General features: G+C 50.2%; 21 protein-coding genes and 1 pseudogene. 17 read left to right on the top strand and 5 right to left on the bottom strand.

The window, feature by feature from the left end; translation table 11 throughout:
- The first annotated feature begins 14 nt into the window (after window positions 1–14).
- A complete protein-coding gene (locus L1N85_RS12115; RefSeq protein ID WP_235238179.1) occupies window positions 15–953 on the top strand; it encodes a metallophosphoesterase family protein in 939 nt (312 codons plus the stop codon).
- Window positions 954–1,123: 170 nt separating this feature from the next.
- Window positions 1,124–2,152: a cation diffusion facilitator family transporter gene (locus L1N85_RS12110; RefSeq protein WP_235238177.1), complete on the top strand. Its 1,029-nt coding sequence runs from the start codon at window positions 1,124–1,126 to the stop codon at window positions 2,150–2,152.
- Between the two features lie 240 nt (window positions 2,153–2,392).
- On the opposite strand, the gene L1N85_RS27590 is transcribed toward L1N85_RS12110, so the two are convergent.
- Entirely contained in the window at window positions 2,393–3,220 is an 828-nt protein-coding gene (locus tag L1N85_RS27590; protein WP_328285201.1) for a beta-galactosidase trimerization domain-containing protein, read from the bottom strand.
- A gap of 57 nt (window positions 3,221–3,277) precedes the next feature.
- Window positions 3,278–4,366, bottom strand: a pseudogene (locus tag L1N85_RS27585) (beta-galactosidase); the annotation flags it as partial.
- Between the two features lie 233 nt (window positions 4,367–4,599).
- Here L1N85_RS27585 and L1N85_RS12100 point away from each other — a divergent pair.
- Window positions 4,600–5,454 carry an AraC family transcriptional regulator gene (locus L1N85_RS12100; protein ID WP_235238176.1) on the top strand — a complete coding sequence of 285 codons (855 nt, stop codon included), beginning with the start codon at window positions 4,600–4,602 and terminating at the stop codon, window positions 5,452–5,454.
- Here the strand turns inward: L1N85_RS12100 and L1N85_RS12095 are convergent.
- The gene (locus tag L1N85_RS12095; protein ID WP_235238175.1) at window positions 5,451–6,323 is read right to left on the bottom strand and encodes a VOC family protein; all 873 of its coding nucleotides are present in this window, start codon (window positions 6,321–6,323) and stop codon (window positions 5,451–5,453) included. The two genes, L1N85_RS12100 and L1N85_RS12095, sit on opposite strands and share 4 nt — an antisense overlap.
- A gap of 275 nt (window positions 6,324–6,598) precedes the next feature.
- Here L1N85_RS12095 and L1N85_RS12090 point away from each other — a divergent pair, with 275 nt between their 5' ends.
- Both L1N85_RS12090 and L1N85_RS12085 read left to right on the top strand, forming a co-directional pair.
- Window positions 6,599–7,534, top strand: a complete 936-nt coding sequence (locus L1N85_RS12090; protein ID WP_235238174.1) for an EamA family transporter — start codon at window positions 6,599–6,601, stop codon at window positions 7,532–7,534.
- Window positions 7,535–7,781: 247 nt separating this feature from the next.
- On the top strand, window positions 7,782–8,315 hold the full coding sequence (locus tag L1N85_RS12085) for an AAA family ATPase (protein ID WP_235238172.1): 534 nt from the start codon (window positions 7,782–7,784) through the stop codon (window positions 8,313–8,315).
- A gap of 114 nt (window positions 8,316–8,429) precedes the next feature.
- Here the strand turns inward: L1N85_RS12085 and L1N85_RS27900 are convergent, their stop codons facing one another.
- Window positions 8,430–8,888: a DUF4158 domain-containing protein gene (locus L1N85_RS27900; protein WP_407946369.1), complete on the bottom strand. Its 459-nt coding sequence runs from the start codon at window positions 8,886–8,888 to the stop codon at window positions 8,430–8,432.
- A 58-nt stretch (window positions 8,889–8,946) separates the two neighbouring features.
- The gene (locus L1N85_RS12080; RefSeq protein ID WP_235238171.1) at window positions 8,947–9,525 is read right to left on the bottom strand and encodes a site-specific integrase; all 579 of its coding nucleotides are present in this window, start codon (window positions 9,523–9,525) and stop codon (window positions 8,947–8,949) included.
- 260 nt (window positions 9,526–9,785) lie between these two features.
- Between L1N85_RS12080 and L1N85_RS12075 the strand changes: the two genes are divergently transcribed.
- The 12 genes from L1N85_RS12075 (at window position 9,786) to L1N85_RS12020 (ending at window position 21,385) form a co-directional block, all read left to right on the top strand.
- Window positions 9,786–10,037, top strand: coding sequence for an AbrB/MazE/SpoVT family DNA-binding domain-containing protein (locus tag L1N85_RS12075; RefSeq protein WP_235238170.1), 252 nt, complete (start codon window positions 9,786–9,788; stop codon window positions 10,035–10,037).
- Window positions 10,031–10,471, top strand: a complete 441-nt coding sequence (locus tag L1N85_RS12070) for a type II toxin-antitoxin system VapC family toxin (RefSeq protein ID WP_235238168.1) — start codon at window positions 10,031–10,033, stop codon at window positions 10,469–10,471. The genes L1N85_RS12075 and L1N85_RS12070 overlap by 7 nt, the downstream gene beginning before the upstream one ends.
- Before the next feature lie 245 nt (window positions 10,472–10,716).
- Window positions 10,717–11,673 carry an IS4 family transposase gene (locus L1N85_RS12065; RefSeq protein ID WP_235238167.1) on the top strand — a complete coding sequence of 319 codons (957 nt, stop codon included), beginning with the start codon at window positions 10,717–10,719 and terminating at the stop codon, window positions 11,671–11,673.
- Between the two features lie 368 nt (window positions 11,674–12,041).
- Entirely contained in the window at window positions 12,042–13,163 is a 1,122-nt protein-coding gene (locus tag L1N85_RS12060) for a Gfo/Idh/MocA family protein (protein WP_235238166.1), read from the top strand.
- A gap of 77 nt (window positions 13,164–13,240) precedes the next feature.
- Window positions 13,241–13,999 (top strand): sugar phosphate isomerase/epimerase family protein, encoded by a 759-nt coding sequence (locus L1N85_RS12055; RefSeq protein WP_235238165.1) that lies wholly within the window; start codon window positions 13,241–13,243, stop codon window positions 13,997–13,999.
- Between the two features lie 24 nt (window positions 14,000–14,023).
- Window positions 14,024–14,695, top strand: coding sequence for an AraC family transcriptional regulator (locus L1N85_RS12050; RefSeq protein ID WP_235238163.1), 672 nt, complete (start codon window positions 14,024–14,026; stop codon window positions 14,693–14,695).
- 136 nt (window positions 14,696–14,831) lie between these two features.
- The gene (locus tag L1N85_RS12045; protein ID WP_235238162.1) at window positions 14,832–15,887 is read left to right on the top strand and encodes an oxidoreductase; all 1,056 of its coding nucleotides are present in this window, start codon (window positions 14,832–14,834) and stop codon (window positions 15,885–15,887) included.
- A 142-nt stretch (window positions 15,888–16,029) separates the two neighbouring features.
- Window positions 16,030–16,935 carry a sugar phosphate isomerase/epimerase family protein gene (locus L1N85_RS12040; protein WP_235238160.1) on the top strand — a complete coding sequence of 302 codons (906 nt, stop codon included), beginning with the start codon at window positions 16,030–16,032 and terminating at the stop codon, window positions 16,933–16,935.
- Between the two features lie 518 nt (window positions 16,936–17,453).
- Window positions 17,454–18,494, top strand: a complete 1,041-nt coding sequence (locus L1N85_RS12035) for a LacI family DNA-binding transcriptional regulator (protein ID WP_235238156.1) — start codon at window positions 17,454–17,456, stop codon at window positions 18,492–18,494.
- A 171-nt stretch (window positions 18,495–18,665) separates the two neighbouring features.
- Complete coding sequence (locus L1N85_RS12030) at window positions 18,666–19,517, top strand: extracellular solute-binding protein (RefSeq protein WP_235238154.1); 852 nt, start codon at window positions 18,666–18,668, stop codon at window positions 19,515–19,517.
- A gap of 86 nt (window positions 19,518–19,603) precedes the next feature.
- Window positions 19,604–20,494 (top strand): carbohydrate ABC transporter permease, encoded by an 891-nt coding sequence (locus tag L1N85_RS12025; protein WP_235238153.1) that lies wholly within the window; start codon window positions 19,604–19,606, stop codon window positions 20,492–20,494.
- Window positions 20,495–20,506: 12 nt separating this feature from the next.
- Window positions 20,507–21,385 (top strand): carbohydrate ABC transporter permease, encoded by an 879-nt coding sequence (locus L1N85_RS12020; RefSeq protein WP_235238152.1) that lies wholly within the window; start codon window positions 20,507–20,509, stop codon window positions 21,383–21,385.
- Window positions 21,386–21,403: the final 18 nt, after the last annotated feature.

The following is a 21,403-nucleotide window of genomic DNA, read 5'->3' as shown; positions in this document are numbered from 1 at the left end:
TGGATCCCGTTATTATGAAACAGACATTGACTTTTCGTCCGGATCATACATTTACGATCGTACAGTTTACCGATGTTCACTTTATTGAAGGAAATGAGAAAGATCTGCGTACCCGCGACTTGATCGTACGTGTAATGGAAATGGAAAAACCTGATCTCATCGTATTTACCGGCGACGTTGTGGAAGCGAACCGCTGCCCCGACCCGATCGCCGCATTTCGTGAAATTGCCGCGGCCGTAGAGCAGAGTGGAATTCCGTGGGCTGTCGTGTACGGCAATCACGATACCGAAGAAAAGATTACGAGACAAGAACTGATGCAAGCGGTGACCGAATGCAAGAACGTGCTGGCAGAGAGCGGTCCTGCAAATATCGGCGGTGCCGGCAATTATGTGCTGAAGGTGGCCGACGCAAACGGTCGGACTGCCGCTGCTCTATATTTCCTTGATTCGGGCAGCGTGTCGACGCTCCCGCATGTGAATGGATACGGCTGGATCGAACGCGGCCAGATTAACTGGTACATGCAGCAATCCCGCGAGCTCACTGAGCAGAACGGAGGAAATCCGCTGCCGGCGCTTGCCTTCTTCCACATACCGCTTCCGGAATACGACGAAGTATGGCAGCGCGAAGTTTGCTGCGGCAACAAGCTGGAAGACGTATGCTGCCCGAAAATCAACACCGGCTTTTTCTCGGCTATGGTTGAGATGGGCGACGTTATAGGGACGTTTGCGGGACATGATCACGTGAACGATTACTGCGGCACTCTGCATGGCATTAAACTGTGCTACGGGCGGGCAACCGGGTACAACACGTACGGCCGGGATGAGTTCCCGCGCGGGGCCCGAGTCATCCGTATGCATGCCGGAGAGCGGGAGTTCGAGTCGTGGCTGCGTCTAGATGACGGCTCGGTCGTTACGGAGCAGCCGGTGCATCAGCCGGAACAAGGCGGCAAGTAATCGGGTGCTTCTTTGATAGGCAGGTTAGAATTCAATAAGTCGTTGCAAGAAGGTGGTATTTTACATATAATACATATGAGCATGTATTCATATATATTCAGATATAGAATAATGTCCAACGCATTATGGGTGATTATTAATTTGGAGGTTTCGAACTGGGGGAGATTTGGATGAGTAAATCAGGGCGTAAGCAAGACGCTGAGCATGATAATACTGAACATTCGCACGGGCATTCCGGATCGTGCGGCCATGGGGATAATAAGGGCAAACACTCCCACAGCCACCATCATGGTCATTCCCATGGACATCATGGACACCATCACCATCATGGGCCGAATAATAAAGCGGGCTTGCTAATTGCCCTTATCATCACGACAGGCATTATGTTCTTGGAATTTGTCGGAGGGTTAATGACGAATTCATTGGCGCTGCTGTCGGACTCCGGTCACATGCTTAGCGATGCGGCCGCTCTGGCGTTAAGCTTAGTCGCGATGTGGATCGCCGTAAGGCCGGCTTCATCTATTAGAACCTACGGCTTTCATCGCTTTGAAATTTTGGCCGCATTACTGAATGGAGTTACGTTATTCGTAATTGCTGCTTTTATTATAGTCGAGGCAGCCAAACGATTTATGGAGCCGCCGACAGTGGCAAGCGGAACGATGATAATCATTGCGCTTATAGGGCTGTTCGCGAATCTCGCGAGTGCGTGGTTTCTTATACGGAAAGCCGATGTGAAGGATAACCTGAACGTTCGCAGCGCGTATCTCCATGTTCTCGGCGATGCATTAGGCTCCGTGGGCGCGATCATTGCGGGGATTCTGATGTCCTTATTTTCTTGGTATATTGCTGATCCAATTATTAGTGTTGTCGTCGCGCTGCTAATTTTAAAAAGCGCATGGGGTATTATCAAATCGACGGTACACATTCTGATGGAAGGTACTCCGCCGAGCGTGGATGCCGAACAAGTAAAAACAGTGCTGCTTCGAATCGAAGGGGTAAAGGATGTGCATGACCTTCATATCTGGACCATTACGTCAGGGCTCGATTCCTTAAGCTGCCATCTTATTGTGGAGGATCGTGCAGATTGCCAGGCGGTGCTACAGGAAGCGATCCGGCAAATCTCCACCGATTTTCATATCGAGCATTCAACGATCCAGATCGAGAAATCGGAGCTCAAGCATGCGGAGTTGAAGGTATAAAGGAGTTGTTATGGTCGTGGGGCGGATACTGCGGCAGCACGGCGAAGTGGAAATTAGCTTTTAAAATTCAAAAGGTCTAAGCGGGTAAGTTAATCTGCGCCGATGCGGAGCCTTCTGCACGAAGTTACTAGGGAGCTCGGAGCTTGAATCCTAGAGACAGCTCTAATGCTGGACTCACAAAAAAAAGACGTCTGATATCCGTATGCAGACGTCTTTGAATTTATTTATTGTTCGCTTCAGTCAGCTTAGCACGAGGACGCCGTAGCCCTCGAGGTCTACGGTACCGCTAAGCTTCTTGCCGGTGAGGAGATCGGTTTTCTCTTCGCTGAGCGTGATTAGCGCCGGCTGCTCGCTGTAGTTGAGCAGGAAGTGGAGCGGACCGGAAGCATCCTGACGGATGCTGAGCTCGACCTGCTCCGGCAGTGCGAGCCAGTCAGCTGCCGGCGAGACAAGGCCGAGCCGCTCGATGATTTGTCCGGCTGAAGACTCGTTGAACACGGCGCCGAAATACCAAGCTTCTCCTTCGCCGAACTTGTTCTTCGTAACGGCAGGCTTGCCGGCATAATAGTCAGAGGCGTAATGAGCGACGACTACGACCGAATCGCTCTCCGGCAGCAGGACGTCATTAAACGAATCCGCGCCTGTCAGCGCTTCCTTGCCGCCGCTCCATTTCATGGAAACAGCCTCCCGCGTTCCTTTCACCATCGTGAACTCTTCGACGGAAATGCCGGTCAGCGCAGCCGCTGCACCCGGGAATGGACGCATGTAGCAATGTCCGCGCTCGTCCTTATAGCCGGTACGGCATCCGAAGATTATGATGCCGCCTTCTCGCGTGTATTGCTCCAGAAGCGCAGCCGTTTCATCGCGCATAATGGCAGGATGCGGATAGATAAGCACTTTATAGCGCTTCAAATCCTCGATGGTCGTACCAGTGCGAACATAGACAGTATCGCTGGGAATGTGCCTTCGAGTCAGCGCCTTGAACCATGCCTTGCCGCTTTGCCGCGAGAACGGGCCATGCCATACATCATATTCCCCGTCCCACTCATTATCGTAATCACGCAGCATTGCGATGTCCGCAGTATAACGGGTCGAAGCAATACGGCTTCCCGCTTGAGCAAGCTCTGCACCGATTCGACCGGCCTCGTGAACGCGGCGGTTCAGCTTATTGTGATAGTCGTTAATCCCATGCCAATAAATTTCGTTGCCGAAGGTTGCCGTTCTCCAGCGGAAATACACCACCATATTCGCGCCGTGCGCGATCGATTGGTACGTCCACAGCCTCATTTGTCCAGGCTTAGGCGATGGCATATCCATTCGGTTCACCCAGCCGCCAGGCCCTGCTTGCTGCTCCATGATGCAGAAGTTAGGAGAGATCGAGCGAACCGCGCTGAGCGTTTGGCTCCAGCCTCTATCTGCGAGCGGGTTTTCCTCGTTCTTGTCATAATATATCGTTGAAAACTGCGGATACGAATCATAGCTGAAGAAATCCAGCAAATCGTCCTGCATGCGGTGGCTGTCCAAATGGCCGAACAGCCCGTTAGTCGTTAGCCACTGATGAGGAGCGACCTCCCGCAAAATATCGGTCTGAACCTTCGCGTAAGATATGGTGTTGTCGGATATAAACCGCTTCTCGTCCAGCGCCTGATGCGGATTGGGCTGCTTTTTGCCGGGCGTGGGACGCGGCAAGCATACTTGCTCCCACTCGGAATAGGTCTGACTCCAAAAAACGGTGCCCCATGCTTCGTTCAGCTTGTCCAGCGTGCCGTATTTCGTTATGCACCATTCACGGAATGCATCATGATCGGCAGGTGCGTAAAACTCGTTGATTTCACAGTTGAACTCATTGTCGATTTGCCAGCCGATAACGGCAGGATGATCCTTATAGTGCTCAGCCATCCGGCGGGTGATGATAGCGGAAAGCTCGCGGTACTTTTGACTGCTATAATTATAGTGGCGGCGGAGGCCATGGTGCAGCGTTACTCCTTCTTGCGTAACATTCAGCACTTCGGGATACTTATGGGTGAGCCAAGCTGGAGGCGTTGCGGTCGGCGTGCCGATAATGACCTTTAGTCCATGCTTATGCGCAAGCTCAAGCGCGCGGTCGAACAGTCCGAACTGAAACACGCCCTCCGTCGGTTCGAATATCGACCATGCAAATTCGGCTACGCGAACGACCGAGAAGCCGAGCTCCCGCATGCGGCGGAAATCATCGTCCCATAGCTCCTAATGCTCCGGATAATAACAGACGCCAAGGCGAAATGGTTTGAGCGCATCCGTATGTTTCATTGTATGTTCCTCCTAATGGGTTTTAGCTTTAAAATATAAATATATTGCGAATAAGAATGAGCTTTCTTTATTTTAAAATCTATAGGTGTTGACGTAAATGACAATATCCTGCGATTTATGATACAATATTGCGAACTTGATTCAGGAGGCTGCACAAGATGCGCCAGCACTATATTGTACCGAAACCATCATTTTCCCAGTATGTATGCTACCCGGATTTATTCGGCCGATACAAAGATTTTCCGCAGCATGCCGAGCGGAGAGAGCGCGGGCAGCTGAAGCATTATAATCTTCATCTTATTTTTGAGGGCAGCGGTTACGTGATGAATGGCATTGGAGGGGAGAAATTGCAACTGAAGGCTGGAGACGGCTTTCTGTTTCCGAAGCATGCCTATCAGCAATATAGCTCGAGTGAGCATTATCCGTGGGATGTGCGGTGGATCCATTTTGAGACGCAGATCCCGCTTCCGATGCTTCGGGAGGCCGATGATTTCGGATGCTGGCTGTTTACTTTCGCTAATCGGGAGCGTTTTATGGAGCTGACGGAGGAGATGTATGCGCTATGCAGCCCGTTCGAGACGAGTAACGAGCCCAAGCTGTCCGCGCTGCTGTATGAAATATTAGCGGAGCTGGTGCAGCATTCGGAACGGCTGGAGGGATCGTCTGCGCTGGAGAAGCAAAATGCGATTCGGATGGCTGCCGACCAAATTCGGCTTCGCTGCGAGGAGGCATGGAGCCTCTCGCGAATGGCAGCACTTGCCGGCTATAGCAGCTATCACTTTCTGAGGCTGTTTCAGCAAGTTATGGGGAAAACGCCGAATCACTATGTCACGGAATGCCGAATCGTAGCGGCCAAGCTGATGCTAGCGACAACGGCATTATCCGTGACAGAGGTGGCGGCTCGGTGCGGGTTCGCGCAAGCGAGTTATTTTATAAAGGTATTTCGTTCCGTGGAAGGCGTATCGCCGAAAATGTATCGAACCATCTACGGTCATGGTGCGCAGCTTGATTAAGCGGCTCCCACGGCGAGACGGATGGCAATCCCGGAAGGATCATGAATAACGTACGCGCTGTCTTGTTCGGCGGATGAAATCCCTTCGCTGCGCAAATGGGCAAGAACCGATTCACGCGCGGCCGCGGCAGGGAACACAATCGTGAAGCAGGAAAGTCCGACCGTATTCGCCGGAGGCAGAGTCGCGCCTGCTCCCGCCCAAATGTTCATGCCGATGTGGTGGTGATATCCGCCTGCGGATACGAACACAGCAGACATTTGCGCATAATCGCCGACAACGTCAAAGCCGAGCTTCCCTTCGTAGAAGGCTCTCGACAGCCTTAAATCGCCGACATGCAAATGGATATGTCCAATGACGGATTCCTCCGGAAGGCCGCTCCATTTCGCGCCCTCGCTTTCCGCAAGCAAGCTCTCCCATGCAAGCGGGTCGGATGCCATCACGTAGCTGCCGGCAGCATCGCGTCTCCACTGCTCCCGCGGACGGTCGGCATAGATTTCTATTCCGTTATTGTCCGGGTCGGCAATATAGAGCGCTTCGCTGACCAGATGATCGGCTTGCCCGATATGGATGCCCGACCGAATCAAATTATGCAAAGCAAGCGAGAGGGAACGGCGGTCAGGGAGCAATTTCGCAAAATGGTAAAGCCCCGCATAGGACTGTCTTTGCGGCACGGCCGCATTCGGTATTTCCTCCAGGACGAGCAGCGGTTGCCGGCCATCCGCGGTAAATGAAGCAACGCGCTTCTCCGCATCATGACGCAGCAGCCTCAGCCCGACAACCTCTTCATAGAACTTAATCGATCTGTCCAACTGACTAACCTTCAATTTAACTTCGCCCAGCGTTATATTCTCATCCAAAAAAGATGACATCGCGATCACTTCCTCTCCTATAATGAAGACACATGCACGTTGAAAGTTATACACCCAAAGGGTGCCCTTTTTGAGCGGTTGAAAACGCCGCTCGCCTGTGGCTTTCTTTCATGCTTATTTTAGCGCATTAGCAATAAAAAATAAAGCAGATAATTAAAAGTAAGCATAAATTTTCCCCGTTGTACCTTACAGACAAACGGGCTTCCGCTTGTTATGATAGGTACATTATGTTCACCATGCTGGAAGGCATGACGCAGGAAAGGGGGATGGCTCTCATGTGGTTGACGTACTCGGTATTTGCTGCTCTATGCTTCGGCTTACGCGGAATTCTGTATCATTGGACGAGTCAAAAGCCGATAAACCGCAATTTGCTGCTTTGCGGCACATTTAGTATGGGCGCAATTGTTAACGGGCTATGCGCGCTGGCCTTCTCCTCGAATTGGACGCTTTCTGCGCTGATCGGTATCCAGATGGGATTGTTTTCATTCGGAGCGAATGCAAGCATGTTCAAAGGGTTTGCTGTCGGCAAGGCTTCGCTGGTTGCGATCCTTACGGCACTGCCTTCGGTAGTTGTCGTTATTATCGCCTACGGACTGTGGGGAGAGAAGCTGCATGCGATGCAGCTCGTCGCATTTCTTGTCATTGTTGGAGGGGCTTTGCTTGTCCGGCTTTCCAATGACATTTCGCTGCAAAACCTGCAAGGCGCACAGTGGGGCTTGATCGCGATGCTGCTGTTCGCGGCCAATGACCTTTCGGGGAAGTGGTCGACGATTAAGGAGGCGGAGTTGTTTCCGACGATGTTTTTTATGTTCGTGACGGGAGCAATCTGCTTCGGAGTCTGGTGGTTGAGGGACCTGCAGAAGGAGCTCGCGAAGCGAGTGGCAGCTGCCGCCGGCCAAGCAGGCGGGGAAGTGCTGGTTTCCTTGCATTCAACTGATGTCGAGGGGAGAGCGGGCGCGGTATGGAGCGCGAAGCGTACCTTCCTCGCAGGTCTTGCCATCGGTACGACAAACGCGTTTGGCATGATGCTGATCGTGACCGCCTTCGACCTTGGCAAAGCCGGACTAGTATCCGCCGTCACAGCGCTTAACGTACTGATCGTGCTGCTTTACACACGCTTTGTGGTGAAGGAGAAGTTTACGAAAATCGAGATAACGGGCATTGCGCTGGCATTTATCGGAATATTGCTTATGCGTTTGTTTGGAGGCTAATCGTTATTGTGTTAACGAATGGACTGAAGCTGAAGACAATGGCAAACACCATCGGAGTAGGGCTAGATCGGTTTATTTTACTGATGATGGAATAGCGAAGGCTAAAGAGATGGCAATGAAATACCTTTCCGTAACCGAATGAAGTTGATGTACAAATCCATTATAGCGCGCCAAAACAGGGCTTGGAACGAGCTGCATAAGTCATGATTTCTAGAGTTACGAAACATATAGGGGAGGGTGTTTAAATTTGCGGGATGAAAACAATAAACTCATCATCTATCTTATCTCTGGTCCGCTCGGTGTGGGGAAATCGACAGCTTCGAAAGAACTTGCGCAAAAAATTAAGCAATGCGTTCTGATTGAGGGCGATGATCTGCTTCATATGTTTAAGGGCGAATCTCAGCCTTCATGGGAGGAACGTTTGAGCTTAACATGGAATAACATCCTTGCTTTAACGAGAAATTTCATTCAACATGACTTAAATGTAGTCATTGATTTTGTAGTGGAAGATGAGCTCGATTGGTTTTGTAAACATATTTCAGATTTAAATGTCAGTCTAAAATATGTGGTATTAAGGGCCGATAAAGATAAAATAATCGAACGTCTACGTATAAGAGGCGATATTCATTCTTTAGAACGTTCATTGTTTTTAATGAGCAAGATGGAAGCGTCTCCATCAAATGAACGATATATCTATGACAATACTCTAAAACAACCAGCTGAGACCGTAAAAGACATTATCGATGACTCTGTGTATTTTATTTTCTGCCAAAGTACTTAATAAGCGGTGTTTATCATTCGTTTCGCAATGTCAAATAAGTCGTGTTTTTTCATTGATAAACATGTATTTAGGATCAGTAGCGTTGCATTAAACCTAACATAGGTTTGAAGCGAATTAGATGAAGTTAAATTGTGCTAAATATGTAAAATTTGTGTTGTTGGCTGTAGAAAAAAATCTCCTGGCGGAGCGGATTAATCGGTCGATTCGATCCGTAGATGGTGGTTCTAATTTCAATTCACGAAACCGATTATGAACAAACGTCTCGATATGTGTTGGATCTTGATCGTGATAAAGGACATACTCACTTAACCACTGGGTCATCTCTTCCACATCTTGGACCGTTATTTCCCGAAAACCAAAGAATTCGCGAATCTGGACTCGGTGTCGTTTAATAGAACGGCCTTCCCAATCATATTTGGCATATAAATTCGGGTCTAACGAAAGTTGTTTGGCAATGTAGGCAAGTATGGTTCTGGGGATTTCGAATTTTTGCTTAGGAAACCGAGCTTCATGCTGGAAAAATTTAAGCAAAGCAGCAAAGCCGAGTCGGGTTTCATCGAATTTGTTCTCGATTAGCTCTATTAAATGATAAGAATCAAATGCTAGACTTGCCGTATTAGAGCTTCAAACTCTATAAATTCAAGTTAAGTACAACCTTATCCAGATCATCTTGAGTGATCCCGATATATGCCAAAGTGACGCGGGGTGATGAATGGTTAAGCAGCTTCTGAATGATCGTAATATCCACACTTTGTTGAAAGGCATGATACCCAAAAGTCTTTCGAAGTGTATGCGTCCCAATCTTATCTTTGATCCCAACCGCACGCGCTGCTGCATTGATGACGGTGTAAGCTTGCCATCTCTGTAACGGTGCTAGACCATTTGTTGCCTTTCGAGAAAGAAACAATGGTTCGTTTTGATTGAAGCTTCCTCGCTTGGCCAAATATTCCTTGATAGCCTTTGCCGCGACATTACTGATTGGAAAGTCCTTCGTTTTACCCGTTTTTTGTTCACGAATGGAAATTCGATCCAAGACCTTTCCTTTTTCGTCGATCACATCACTAATGAATAAGCCCAGCAGATCACTAATCCGAAGTCCGCAATTAATTCCCAACGTGAACAAACAAAAGTCACGAACACTTGTCGCTTTCAAAATCTTTTTCATGGCATCAATCTGTTTTTTGTCACGTATCGGTTGTACAAATTCCATAAAACATCATCCTTTATGTATAATACTTAAATTTATTTTATCCTATAATATGTGTGATTGATAGAGGTACGCCCATCTCTTAAAAAATAAATATCTTTAAAAGTCCAGCAGTGGCGCGGGTTTTCGCCATTTTACCAATCATACACAATGTAATTGTGTGTGATTGGATTCATTTGTGATAAAACCTAAGAAGATTAGACGATTTGAGTTTTTGTATGATATAATTTGTTTATATACGAAGTGTCAAGGAGATGGTCAGTATGGATTATGTTTTCAAATCTGAAAGCGAAATTCGCACGAGATATCAGATAACAATACCCGAAGAAATAAGAACGAGGGCAAAACTTAATGTTGGCGATTCATTACTCTGGCAGTACGATGAAATTCGTCAAGAAATCATTGTTATGCCGAAACCAAAATCTTTCTCTGACAAACTATGGGGTCTTGGCAAAGACATCTGGGAACAGGAAACAGCGGACGATTACATTCGGAAGGAGCGTACTGAATGGTAGCGCCAAACTTTCTTCATGGTAGTAAGAAAATCGCGTTAGATACGAATCTGTTCATTTATGTATTTGAACAACATCCAGATTTTGGTGAGAAAGCTAAAGCGATTTTGGAACAGATAGAAGATGGACTTGTCGCCGCGGTGGCTTCTTCCGTCTCTCTGACTGAAATCTTGGTTAAACCAATACGTGAAGGAAACCTGACTCTGGAGAAGCAATACAAATTGCTTTTCGCTCACTTTCCCAATCTTACCATCTTACCAATCGATAACGTGGTCGCCGAACGGGCTGCCTATCTTCGAGGAAAATACAATATCAAAACACCAGATGCATTGATAGTAGCCACGGCGCTTGTAGCCAATGCGGATTTGTTTATAACAAACGATCAACGACTCGAAATTCTCAAAGAAATAAAATGCGTATCATTGTACCAATTTTAATTCAAGTGTTCGATGAAAATAAAGACTGAAAAAACTGCATGTTTTCTGGTAGCCAAAAGGTTTTTGCCATAACAAATAGCATGCAACAGTAGCGTTGCATTAAACCTAACATAGGTTTGAAGCGAATTAGATGAAGTTAAATTGTGCTAAATATGTAAAATTTGTGTTGTTCGCTGTAGAAAAAAATCTCCTAAAATTAGAGGTACAGGTAGTCCCTGTCCAAATCCCTAATTAGGAGATCACACATGGACAAGGATACTCTACTTACGTCATTTGGTAAATGGGTTGCACCAATAAATTCAGAAATTATTCAAGATTGGCAGAACTTCAGCACGCTCGACCGCTACACGAAAAAACTGAGCACGATGGTATTTTTGCTCCTGTTCGTGGAAGCCCAACTTCAGAAACGCAAAGGGCTACGATCGATTATGAGAGAGATTCAGGCCGACGAGGAGTTTCAGCAAGCGATTGGCATCAACTCGATAAGCGCCGCTCAGCTTTCACGGAAAAACAACAAGCTGGATCCCGAAGTGTTGCAAAACATTCTGTGCGATCTCATCTCGCAACTGCATCGCCTTCAGACCCCAGCAACTGCTCGCGTAGGTCCGGTGAAAGTGATCGACTCCACCACCATCAGCCTTTGTCTAAACAAGTATAAGTGGGCGACGTTCCGCAAAACAAAAGCCGGTGTGAAACTACATCTTCGTGTTACGTTTGCGGAGCCAGGCATGGTTTATCCGGACAAAGCGGTCATTACTCCTGCAAAGCCAGCGGATCATACACAGATGGACGTGCTGATTGACGAAGCGGACGCTACTTATTTAATGGATCGCGGTTACCTTGACTACACGAAGTACGATGATTATTGTGTGCGCGGCATTCCTTTCGTATCTCGGCTTAAGAACAACGCCATTATCGAGGAAGTAAGTGAGTTTCCTGTACTTGAAGACTCGAAAATTACTCGCGATATGAAAGTCATCTTAGGCAAAGGCAATAAGCGTATGAAGAATGCGCTTCGCATGATTGAGATAACGGGTAGCAAGGGCAATCCGGTTCGGATCATCACGAACCGCTTTGAAATCACAGCCGAAGAGCTAGGTGACTTGTATCGGAGTCGCTGGCAAATCGAGATTTTCTTCCGGTGGGTCAAACAGAATTTGAAATTAACCTGCATTACGGCACAGAAGAGAATGCTGTCATGAATCAAATCTGGATTTGTCTGATCGCTTACTGCTTGTTGCTCCTGATGAAACTTGAGATCGCTGGAAATAAATCGCTGACGGAACTGATGGATAACCTGAGAACACTGTTGTGGACATCTTGGATAAAGCTTAAAGCGAGCTAGAGGCCCCTTGAGTTTTTGGCCGTTGTCCTTGACTGTTTATATTCAGATAATTCAGAAAAAAACACGTGTTAGTGTTTATGCAACGCTACTGATTTAGGATATAAACGCGTGTACATTCCAACTGTGATATCAAATTTGTCCAGTTTTTATTCGAGATCATCCATTGAGATCGGCTCGTTCGTGCGACATAATAGGAGCATGCAAGTCTATTAACAAACAGAGAGGATGATCCTTATTCGTAAAATTAAGATCGGAATCATTGGAGCGGGCGTGATCAGCAATATTTATTTGAAAAACTGCACGGGAATGTTCGATAACATTCTGGAGGTCACGGCGGTTGCCGACCTGGTTCCGGAGCTCGCCCGGAAGCGGGCAGAGGAGTATAACATCCCGAATGTGTACACGGTGGACGAACTTCTGGGCGATCCGGAAATTGAAATCGTTCTCAATCTGACCGCGCCGGCGGCGCACGCGCCGCTAAATTTGAAAGCGCTGCACGCAGGCAAGCACGTTTATACGGAGAAACCGTTCGCGCTGACCCGAGCGGATGCTGAAGAGGTGCTCGCTCTGGCCGAGCAGAAGGGTTTGCTTGTGGGCTGCGCTCCCGATACATTCCTTGGCGCAGGAATTCAGACATGCATTAAGCTGATCGACGACGGCTGGATTGGCACGCCGTACGCAGCCAGCGGTACGATCATCATGGGCAACGCGTCGGGCGGCATGCATCCGAACTTTCAGAACTTCTTGAAGCTCGGCGGCGATCCCGTTATGGATATGGGGCCATATTACCTGACCGCGCTGGTCGCACTTCTTGGTCCGGTTCGCCGCGTCACCGGTTCTGCCCAGCAGCTGAACAAGGAAATTACGATCAATAATCCGAAGTCGCACGCTTACGGTCAGACCGTTCCGGTGGAAGCGCCGACGAACGTAACGGCCGTGCTGGATTTCGCAAATGGTGCCGTAGCGAGCCTGCAGGCGGCCAAGGAAAGTTTCGGTTATGCGCCTCGCCTTGAGGTGTACGGCACCGAGGGCAACTTAATCGTACCGGATCCGAACTTTTTCGGCGGCGCGATATCGATCAAGTTTGCCAGCGGCGAGATGAAGGATATTCCGCATTCTCATCCTTTCGCCGAGGAATGCCGAGGCATGGGCGTTGCCGATATGGCCTATGCCATCCAGTCCGGCCGCTCAAACCGCGCAAGCGGACGACTTGCATGCCATGTGCTCGACATTTCGCTCGGCATTTTCGAAGCTTCCGAGACGGAGAAGCACGTTCATCTTCATTCCACCGTCGACCGCCCGAAGCCGCTCCCGCTTGGCCTCAAATACAACATGCTTGACGCGTAACCGTAAGCCGGTAAAGCCCTAATATATAGCTGCGAAACGCAGTATCATTTTATTGAAAGGGTCGGGTGAATCCATCTATGAAACAATTTCCGGTTGCTGTGCAGCCCTATACGATTCGCGAGGCGCTGTCTCAGGATTATGAGGGCGCGCTGGAGAGGGTAGCCGCGATCGGCTACAAAGGGATCGAGCTTGGCCGTCCGCCACAAGGCATTACGGTTGCGCGCCAGAAAGCGCTGCTCGATCGGCTGGGACTGAAAGTTGTCGGCACGCATGCCGGTTTCGATACGTTCGACTTCGACGCCAATGCGATTGCCGATTACATTGACGAAGTAGATGGCGGACGTTTCGTCGCCATCTCTCTGCGCTTCTCCTCCCTCGAGGACGTTCTGGAGAAGGCGAAGAAAATGAACGCGGTCGGCGAGGTGTTCAAGGGACGGGGTATTGCCTTCCTGTACCATAATCATGATTGGGAGTTCGAGAAATTCGGCGGCGAATATGCACTTGATATCCTGCTTCGCGAAACGGATCCGGAATGGGTACAGACCGAGCTCGACACCTATTGGATCAAGAAGGGCGGCGAAGATCCGGCAGCCTACCTTCGGAAGCTTAAAGGCCGTGCGCCGATGCTGCACATCAAGGATGTGGAGAAGGGGGAAGAGCAATTTTTTGCCGAGATCGGCGAGGGTGTGCTCGACTTCAGGGAGATCGCCGCCGCGGCGGAGGAGATCGGCGTTCAATGGCTCGTCGTGGAGCAGGACCAGTGCAGGCGCGATCCGTTCGAAAGCCTGCGGATCAGCTATGAGAATCTGATGAAGCTCGGCATCATGCGGCCGTAGCCACGGACAGGGAGGACGGTTCCCGTGAATTCCAATGATCATTTGCCGATTATCCACGTTGCTGGTGATGTCGTGAAGAAACCCGGGACCGGACTCGGTCCGCGGATTCTCGACGATTACGAGCTGCTGTTTTTTCCGGAAGGGTCGGGGAGCGTTTACCGCGTGGAGGACGAGGCATATGTCCTGCGCAACCCCAGCTTCATCATTACCCGTCCTGGCGAGCGGCATCACTACGAATACGATCCGTATCAGCCGGCCAGGCATCTGTTCCTGCATTTCGGATTTGAGCGGAGCCCGGCCAGGATGCCCGATCTGGGCATTCTTAAGCAAGGCGGACCGTCGTGCGTGTCCGAGTGCAGCGAGCTGCTGGCCGGCATGATGAAGCAGATTCTATACATAGCGTATTCAATGCCGGACCGGACGCAGCAGAGGGGGAGCATGCTTCTTCTTGCGCTTCTGCATGAGATCAACGGTCTAGTCGTGGACAGTCCGCCGGCTTCGCAGACGAGCCGGATTCCGCCGCAGCTGGTGAAGGCGCTCGATTATATCGAGAAGTACCTGGATGAGCCGCTTTCTGTGGAGACGCTGGCGCAGACGGTCGGCTGGACGCACGAGCATTTCTCGCGATCATTTGTGAAGCATCTTGGACGGACGCCGCGCGAAGCGATTAATCAGAGGAGGATCGACCGCGCATGATCTGCAAAGATCTCAATCCAGTCAGTGACGGCGATTCGCAGTACCCGCCGAACCGAATTTTGTTTAATTTCTGGGCGCATTGAGGGATGAGGTCTATGAATCATATAGAAGCAGTGCGGAAGGGGATTGTAAACTCATGGAAAAAGCAATCAACGTCGGGCTGATCGGTTACGGCTTCGCCGGCCGCACCTTTCATGCGCCTGTCATCGCTTCGGTGCCGGAGCTGAAGCTTGCCGCCGTCGTGCAGCGAAAAGGGGATACCGCAAAGGAACGGTATCCTTGGGTGCGGATCCTCCGGGATACGGAGGCGCTCTATGCCGATCCGTCGATCGACCTTGTTGTCGTTACGACGCCCAGTACGGACCATTATTCATTCGCTAAGGCCGCGCTGCTGGCCGGCAAACACGTTGTTGTCGAGAAGCCGTTCACGACGACGACTGCCGAAGCGGATGAGCTTATTGAGCTGGCCCGCGAGAAAAGGCTTGTGCTCAGCGTCTTTCACAACCGCCGCTGGGATGGCGACTTTCTCACGCTGAGTCAGGTTGTCCGGCAGGGCATTCTTGGTCGGCTGACTGACGCTGAATTCCGTTGGGAACGGTTCAGTCCGATAGCTGACCCGGAGCGCTGGCGCGAAGGCGGCGGCCCGGGTACAGGCGTATTTTATGATCTAGGCGTACATCTCCTTGACCAGTCGCTCTCTTTGTTTGGAACGCCCCGTTCAATCAAGGCGGATATTCGTACGATTCGCAACGGTGCCTTATCCGACGACGCCTTCGATGTAACGTTGACCTATGAGAACGGCTTGCGGCTGGCACTTCGTTCGATGCTGCTGGCAAGGCAGCCGGGACCGCGTTATACGCTGCACGGCACCAACGGTACGTTCGTGAAATTCGGCGAGGATCCGCAGGAAAATGCACTGAAAGCCGGACTCACGCCGGGAATATCGGGATGGGGCGCTGAGCCGGAGAACAGCTGGGGCACGCTCGAAGCGGCGATAGGCGGCTTGCACTTCAGCGGCCGGATTCAGACGGTTCCCGGCAATTATCAGGAATATTTCCGTAACGTAGCTGGAGCGATCGCCGGGACGGCGGAGCTTGCGGTGAAGCCGGAGGATGCACGAATGGCCGTACGGCTCATCGAGCTCGGCTTGCAGAGCGCGAGGGAGCAGCGTACGGTAGAGGTGACGTCTTAACGGCGGGCGGTGCCCCTCGCCGACAGCTTGTTCTTGCCGGCTATCCTGTCAGGTTTCATGCGACGCTAGCGCATAAAATCCAATTGTGACTAGGATATCCAGGCCGTTATGCCCACTTGCTCCAGGCAGCAGCTCCTTCCCAATGAAAGAGGCTGTCCCTAAAACTGTCATTCAAATGCAATTTATTATAGAGAGAAGGCGTTCAATCATGACATTTCCATTCAAGCTGTCCCTCAACGCCTCGACGCTGTTTCCTTATAAGCTTGGCGTCGAGGAACAAATCGCTGTCGCGGCGGAAGCGGGCTATGCCGGCATAGAGCTATGGGTGCGCGACATCGACGCTTATCTGGCTGGCGGCGGCAAGCTGCCGGAGCTGCGGCGCCATATCGAAGCTTCTGGCATCGCTGTGGTGAACGCGATCGCCTTCTGGAGCTGGGCCGACTCGGAAGAGGCCGCCCGCCGCAAGGGCTTCGAGCATGCCAAGCGAGAGCTGGAGCTGCTCGCCGAGCTCGGCTGCGCTGCCGCTGCCGCTCCGCCGTTCGGCAGCGTTGCGGGCGTATCGCTTGACGATATGGCCGAACAGTTCGCGAAGCTGGCGAAGCTGTCACGAGGGATCGGCCTCGAGCCGTATCTCGAGTTCTGGGGCCGGGCCAGCAAGCTGAACCGGCTGAGCGAAGCGGTCTATGTCGCTATGCAAAGCGGCGTCAAAGACGCCAGGCTGCTGCTAGATCCGTTTCACATGTACACCGGCGAAAGCGAAATCGAAGGGATAGGCTTCCTCCGGGGCGACCGGATCGGGATCGTACACGTTAACGATTATCCGGCCGAGCCGGCGCGCGCCATGATCGCCGACGAGGACCGCGTATTCCCGGGCGACGGCATCGCCCCGTCCGCCCGCATTGCACAGCTTCTGCACGCTTCAGGCTATGACGGCTATTTGTCTCTGGAGCTGTTCACCCCGGATTTCAACGGCCGCACCGCGCTTGAAATAGCGAAGCATGGGCTGGAGAAAGCCAAAGCCTCCTACTCGGTCACCGCTGCCGGTTAAGCCTATGACGACAGAGAGCAGGATGACCCCAAAATTATCTCTTTTTGCGCTGACCTGGCCGATCTTCGTTGAATCGGCGCTGCAGATGTTCCTGCGCAACTCTGACACGCTTCCTCCGTATCGCTGGTGCCGGGCTCGTCATTCAGGGCGTACTGACTGCCGTAACAACGATCATCCAGTCACACGGGTTTACAAGACACACGATGATGGTCACGATCGGCATGAATATGCTGAACTTATGCGGCAATTATAAGGTATGCAATGTCCGTCTTACCTGGCCATTTCGATTGGGAGGGGCGGGCAGATCATCATCGGCCATATGGTCGGCGCCGGGGAACGGGAGACAGCCTATCGGACCGACCGCTTGTTTAAGCGCGTTTGACCAACTCTCCGGATTTTTGTTTTCTAGAAATACCTGGCCTCCAATTGGCAATGCTGTAAAAAGGATTGACAGCGATTTCATGCATTGTGTATGATGTAACCATAAACACGCGTTTACGAAAGAGGCTGAGCAGCAAGTGAAGAAGGCAGATATGAATAGTATAGAGATCGCCCGTCTGGCCGGCGTATCCAGAAGTACGGTCAGCAGAGTCATCAACAATTACGCCAACGTTCCGCCTAAGACGCGTGAGAAAGTCATGAAAGTCATCCAGCAGTATAATTATTTCCCTAACGTTTCTGCGCAGGTGCTTGCAGGGAAACGGGCGCGTACAATCGGGCTGTTCCTGATTGCGCCGGGACATGTATCCAGCGATATTCTGACAAACATGCTGATCGTAAGTGTCATTGAAGATGCATCCGCTTATGGTTACTACGTGCTGACACATATCATTCGCGACGCAAACGATACTGAAACGATCAACAACGTAAAGGAGATTTTTTTCCAGCGCCGGATTGACGGGGGAATTTTCATTGGAGCTGCCAAACATGAGCCTATCATCGAGGAGCTTATTTCCGAAGGCTTCATCGTTGGCGTCGTGGATCAGGAACAACCGGAGATTCAGCAATTTAACCGGATTGTCGCCAATTTTAACAACGATTCCGGAATGAAGCAGGCTGTAGCTTATTTGGCGGGACTTGGCCACTCCAAGATCGGTGTTATTAACGGGGATATGAACCGCCTATCCGGCCCGACAAAATATGAGGGCTTCTTGAAGGCCATGCAATTGTGCGGCTTACACGTCAATCAAGATTGGGTGCTAGCGGGCAGCTTTCATGAAGAAAGCGGGTATGAGGCGATCTATTCTTTTCTTCGCACGCAAGGAGAACGACCTACGGCAATCATAGCTGCCAACGATAGCGTGGCGTTCGGTGCGATTCGGGCATTGAAGGAACATGGACTGCAGGTACCGGCAGACATGTCCATCATCGGATTTGATGATCATCCGCTCAGTGATAAACACCATCCCGCCCTGACGACAATCCGGGTCGATTTCAGCGGCATGCTTAAGCGGCTGACCTCTATCCTAATCGCCAAAATCGAGCAGCCGACTGCCGATGTAAAACAAATCACGCTTGATTGCAGTCTTGTGGTCCGGGAATCGTGTAGAAGGGTATAAATTTTTTTATCCAATTATAAACACGTGTTCATGAATATGTAATTTGATAATGCTGATATATAAGGTTTTTTTAGAATAATAAATACGTGTTCATTATTGCATTGAAAGGGGTGGGGATATGTAGTTCACACCGGGGTTCAAAAAAGAGATTTACGAATACAGCTATGGCGGATGGGGGAATTCGAAACGAAGAACCCGGGTTATAAGATCAAAGCCACTTATGTGCCGCCGGATGGCGGCCTGTCCAATGGCAAGCTCGTATCTGTTATATCCGGCAAGAATCCACCCGATGTTGTTATCAGTAACGAGTATGCAAGCGCTTACTCATTAGCGGCACAAGGAGCGCTCGAACCGATGGATGAATATCTTGCTGCAATGGACTTCAATGAGTCTGACGTTCTACCGTCTTTCATGCCGCTAATGAAACATAAAGACAAAACGTACCTGTACCCGCAAGATTCCAATGTCAACCTGCTCTATTACAATGTGGCTATGTTTAAAGAAGCCGGTTTGGATCCGGATAACCCGCCTAAGACGATCGAAGAGCTCGATGCCGCAGCCGAGAAGCTTACGAAGATAAACGGTAACAACGTTGAGCGTTTGGGCTTCATTCCGTGGATCGATGCCGGCGATGATGCGTTTTTGTGGGGCTGGATTTTCGGAGCCAATTTCATTGATGATGAATCAGGCGCCGTAAAGCTTAATGACGATCACCTGGTTAATATGTACAAGTGGATGAACAAGTACGCCCAGAAGTACAACCCGGAGAATATCAAATCGTTTACGTCCGGATTTGGAGGCGCTTTCTCCCCGGATCACCCATTCTTCACGGGTAAAGTTACTATGACCGTGAATGGTAACTGGTTCGCCAATGCCCTTAAAATTTATGCGCCAAACCAGGAATACCGCGTAGCGGCCATCCCGTTCCCGGCAGGCGGACGCGAGAAAGCTACGACGTTTGGCACCAATGTCTTCATGATTCCAAAAGGCGGCATTGGACAAAAAGAAATAAGTTTGACATGAAGGCTGTGCGATCCCGTACTCGCCGTTAGGGATCGCTAGAGCTTCTCTCAGCCCTCGTTCGTAAATATACAAGGTGGTGAATGTACTTGATTAATTCTACTTCAACCCTGAAGACGTCACCGGTTGTGCCTGCGAAGCACCGGTCCAAGAAGCTGATGGAACGATTGGAGCTGGCTGCCGTCTATGTCATTCTGGGACTGACAGCGCTGGCTTTTATCCTGCCATTTCTATGGCTGCTGTCCGGTTCACTAAAGAGCAGTACGGAATTGTTCGCCAATCCGCCGGTTTGGATTCCAAGTAAACCGCAGTGGTCCAACTTTGCGACAGCCTTCGGTGAGTTTCCATTTCTGCTTTATTTGCGCAACACACTGACCATTGCAGGCTTCGGCATTATAGGTGCCGTTATATCCAACACGTTAATTGCCTATGGTTTTTCGCGTGTGGACTGGAAGGGCCGGGACGGTGTTTTCGTCCTAGTGCTGGCTACGATGATGCTGCCGTTTCAGGTTACGATGATTCCGCTCTTTCTCATGTTCCAGAAGCTGGGCTGGATCGGAACGTTTCTGCCGCTCATTGTTCCCGTATTTTTTGGAAATCCATTCTTTATCTTTCTGTTGCGCCAATTTCTCGTAGGCATTCCCAAGGAGCTGTCCCAATCCGCAAAGGTCGATGGGGCAAGCGAGTTTCGGATTTATTGGCAGATCATACTGCCATTATCTTTGCCGGTCATCACCACGGTCATGATCTTCTCCTTCATTTACTCCTGGGGAGATTTCATCGGGCCGCTTGTGTTCTTGAGCGATAACAAGCTTTATACGCTATCGCTTGGCATTCAGCAGATCATGTCCGTAAATGACCCGCGCTGGCCGCTGCTGATGGCAATAGGCGTCAGCATGACACTGCCGGTATTGATTATCTTCTTTATCCTCCAGAAGTATTTCATTCAAGGGATCGCCTTTTCGGGGATCAAAGGTTAGGGGTGTACGCAGATGAATATGGCCAGAAAAGATTTACTAAACGGATTGCTCTTTATTTCTCCTTGGATTGTCGGATTTCTATGCTTTACTCTATACCCTCTTGTCAGCTCGTTTTATTATTCGCTAACTGACTATGATATCATCAATCCACCGGTATTTGTCGGATTGGAGAACTATAAAACACTCTTTACCGGTGATAATCTGTTCTATAAAGTGCTGAAGAACACCCTGTTTATGGTTTTTGTCGGCCTCACCGTCATTACGGCCTGTACCGTGTTTATCTCGATTCTCCTTAACAACAAGAAAATAAAAGGCATGGCTTTCTTCCGTGTCGTCTTCTTTCTGCCGACACTGGTTCCGTTCGTCATTCTTTCGATTCTATGGGTTTGGGTACTGCAGCCGGATTCCGGTATTGTGAACACTATACTCGGCTGGATCGGCATAGATGGCCCCGGATGGTTCTCCAGTCCGGTGTGGGCGAAACCCGCTTTTATTCTCATGGCACTATGGGGTGCCGGCGGTTCGATTATTATTTATCTCGCAGGGTTGCAGGGTATACCGGAATCTTTGTATGAAGCTGCTTCGATCGACGGAGCAAATTCGCTGCAGAAAATGTTCTCCATCACACTGCCCATGCTGCGTCCGGTCATTCTGTTTAATGTGATCACCGGCATCATCGGCACCTTTCAATCATTCGCGGAGTCGTTCATCATTACGCAGGGCGGACCGGACGGGTCGACCATGTTTTATTCCCTGTACCTGTACCAGAATGCCTTCCAATACGCGAAGATGGGCTATGCCTCGGCCATGGCCTGGGTACTGCTGCTCATCGCGCTTATCTTCACATTGATTCTGTTCAAGGTTTCGGGCCGCTGGGGCAACAACGACTAATATATAAAGGCTATAAGC

The organism is Paenibacillus alkaliterrae (assembly GCF_021532375.1).
In the GTDB taxonomy this organism is placed as follows: domain Bacteria; phylum Bacillota; class Bacilli; order Paenibacillales; family Paenibacillaceae; genus Pristimantibacillus; species Pristimantibacillus alkaliterrae.
The sequence above is the reverse complement of the archived record's forward strand: the minus strand, read 5'-3'. Positions and strand labels throughout refer to the sequence as shown.

Excerpts from the sequence above, each read along its gene's own strand:
- L1N85_RS12115 (WP_235238179.1), top strand. The coding sequence starts at position 15 with ATGAAACAGACATTGACTTTTCGTCCGGATCATACATTTACGATCGTA.
- L1N85_RS12110 (WP_235238177.1), top strand. The coding sequence starts at position 1,124 with ATGAGTAAATCAGGGCGTAAGCAAGACGCTGAGCATGATAATACTGAA.
- L1N85_RS27590 (WP_328285201.1), bottom strand. The coding sequence starts at position 3,220 with ATGCTGCGTGATTACGATAATGAGTGGGACGGGGAATATGATGTATGG.
- L1N85_RS12100 (WP_235238176.1), top strand. The coding sequence starts at position 4,600 with ATGCGCCAGCACTATATTGTACCGAAACCATCATTTTCCCAGTATGTA.
- L1N85_RS12095 (WP_235238175.1), bottom strand. The coding sequence starts at position 6,323 with ATGTCATCTTTTTTGGATGAGAATATAACGCTGGGCGAAGTTAAATTG.
- L1N85_RS12090 (WP_235238174.1), top strand. The coding sequence starts at position 6,599 with ATGTGGTTGACGTACTCGGTATTTGCTGCTCTATGCTTCGGCTTACGC.
- L1N85_RS12080 (WP_235238171.1), bottom strand. The coding sequence starts at position 9,525 with ATGGAATTTGTACAACCGATACGTGACAAAAAACAGATTGATGCCATG.
- L1N85_RS12075 (WP_235238170.1), top strand. The coding sequence starts at position 9,786 with ATGGATTATGTTTTCAAATCTGAAAGCGAAATTCGCACGAGATATCAG.
- L1N85_RS12070 (WP_235238168.1), top strand. The coding sequence starts at position 10,031 with ATGGTAGCGCCAAACTTTCTTCATGGTAGTAAGAAAATCGCGTTAGAT.
- L1N85_RS12065 (WP_235238167.1), top strand. The coding sequence starts at position 10,717 with ATGGACAAGGATACTCTACTTACGTCATTTGGTAAATGGGTTGCACCA.
- L1N85_RS12060 (WP_235238166.1), top strand. The coding sequence starts at position 12,042 with ATGATCCTTATTCGTAAAATTAAGATCGGAATCATTGGAGCGGGCGTG.
- L1N85_RS12055 (WP_235238165.1), top strand. The coding sequence starts at position 13,241 with ATGAAACAATTTCCGGTTGCTGTGCAGCCCTATACGATTCGCGAGGCG.
- L1N85_RS12045 (WP_235238162.1), top strand. The coding sequence starts at position 14,832 with ATGGAAAAAGCAATCAACGTCGGGCTGATCGGTTACGGCTTCGCCGGC.
- L1N85_RS12040 (WP_235238160.1), top strand. The coding sequence starts at position 16,030 with ATGAAAGAGGCTGTCCCTAAAACTGTCATTCAAATGCAATTTATTATA.
- L1N85_RS12030 (WP_235238154.1), top strand. The coding sequence starts at position 18,666 with ATGGGGGAATTCGAAACGAAGAACCCGGGTTATAAGATCAAAGCCACT.
- L1N85_RS12020 (WP_235238152.1), top strand. The coding sequence starts at position 20,507 with ATGAATATGGCCAGAAAAGATTTACTAAACGGATTGCTCTTTATTTCT.